The following is a 1,893-nucleotide window of genomic DNA, read 5'->3' as shown; positions in this document are numbered from 1 at the left end:
CAGTAAAGGGTGATACAGAATATAACTATGAACAGGAGTATGAAGAAAGTTTAAGTGCATTAACTAGTCAGCTACCAGAATTAATTGATTACTTACAGGTCGTTAATTCTAATTTTATGCCTCAAGAGTTTAGCTTCCTAGATTATGTTAAAGGTTATACTTTAGAAGATTACGTTCTATTTTTTCCTACAATTTCTAGTTTTAAAGTTAATAAAGATAATAAAGATGATAAAGATTTCTATTATAAATTCATCCAAATGTTTATTAATTCTGAATTGCCAGTTCTAGGTGATATTAGTCAGAATATCAAAAATGGGGTATCTCAGTTTATTTTCCGTAAATTTTATACCTATACACCTTTTTTCCGGCCCAAAAATAGAAATTATCAAATAAATTTTTTTATCTGGCCAACTAAATTAGAGTATTTGGTTGAAATTCTTTTAGGTTTGGACAATTTATACAATACAGATGAGTCGGATAAGTTACCGTCTAAATATATCTATAAAAATGTTTTTCACACGGATATATTTATAAGACGGAATTATGCTTCCAGGTATTCAAGAAATCTAAAATATAATTTTACAAAGGCCTTAAGAAGTATAAATGATATTTTATCTGGTACCGATCAATTCTTAGATGTGGCTTCTTTAAAAACAATTATTTATAATGAAGACGAAGGAAGTTTTTATGATAAGTTATATGAAGATGAGAAATTAGGAGATATTTTTAATGAGTTGTTAGACAAAAAAATACTTAGGATGCAAGATATACATAAGTATTTAAAGGAATCTCTTAAAAAACCTCCATCTCTTCCATCCAACTATAAAAAATTGTCAAGTAATTTAAATGATATGGTTAAAGATGCTCAAATGACGCCAAATGAAAATGCCAAGTATTCTAAAATTACTAAAAAAATCGAAGATGGTCATGTGACATATCAAGATCTTATGGAATTAGAAGAAATTTACAATAAATATATTATTTAGGGGGGAAGTTTTGAGACAGATTGACCGTTTTTTGCGAACGATTTATAAAGATTTTCCTTTATTTGAGATTTTTGATCATAATTATAAAAGTTCTGTACCGAGTTATAAATTTGCATCAGTTGCTTCTATCAAGTGGAGGTCAGCATTTGACCTTAAAGACGAGGGCTATAGACATGAGGTGAAAAAAGTCTATCAAAGAATCTATTCGGATTACAATGAAGATGAATTAGATAATTTGATCGTTGAATATAGTGAAAAAATTAGTAAATACAGCCCAACTAAATATAAACATAATACCTTAAATCTTTTTCTTTATATAGCTAAAGAATTGGTATTTTACCAAGCTAACTCGCTGACGATAAGTTTTGATTCCTTATTGGAATGGAATGGTATTATCAACAAGATAGACGCAAATATTATTTTTGCTATGAAAGCTGCTATCGAAGGTCATGAAATTTCTGCTGGGGATGCTCACCGCATCCAACATGATAATTATAGATTGAATAGAATACTATCCGAAGGCATTTCAGAAAATCACATGCATTTGAAAGGTTCTGGCTATACTTCAGAGCTGAACTGGTATGACTTTTCTACTGATACATGCTTTGAAGGTCAGAAAAGCAAAAAGTTCTTTGGCATTTTAAAGAATAATATAAGGCATTATGAAAATGAAAAACTTGCTTTTCTGAAGGTTAGGATAATAAAGTTTTACCTTTTTGCTCAGATTTTCGACCATAGATTTGAAGACAGTGAATTTAAAAAACTTTTTAAAAAAGCACTTCAATCAGATGATTTGGATTACTTTGAATTGCTATTTAGTAAGTTGAAGCCGCAAATTGAAATATTTAAAGAGTATTGGGAAAAGGAGTTTTCTCCTTTCGATCATTCTCCAAGAAAAGAATTCTTA

1 protein-coding gene and 1 pseudogene are annotated in these 1,893 nt (G+C 29.2%); both read left to right on the top strand.

Annotated features, from left to right (window positions below):
- A pseudogene (locus D8886_RS11510) lies at nucleotides 1–986 on the top strand (ATP-binding protein); the annotation flags it as partial.
- A gap of 10 nt (nucleotides 987–996) precedes the next feature.
- Nucleotides 997–1,893, top strand: an 897-nt coding sequence (locus D8886_RS11505) for a hypothetical protein (RefSeq protein WP_142999466.1), incomplete at its 3' end; no start/stop codon positions are given.

Source organism: Streptococcus sanguinis (assembly GCF_003943655.1).
Lineage (GTDB): Bacteria > Bacillota > Bacilli > Lactobacillales > Streptococcaceae > Streptococcus > Streptococcus sanguinis_F.
Note: the sequence above shows the minus strand (reverse complement) of the source record. Positions and strands in the feature narration are given on the sequence as shown.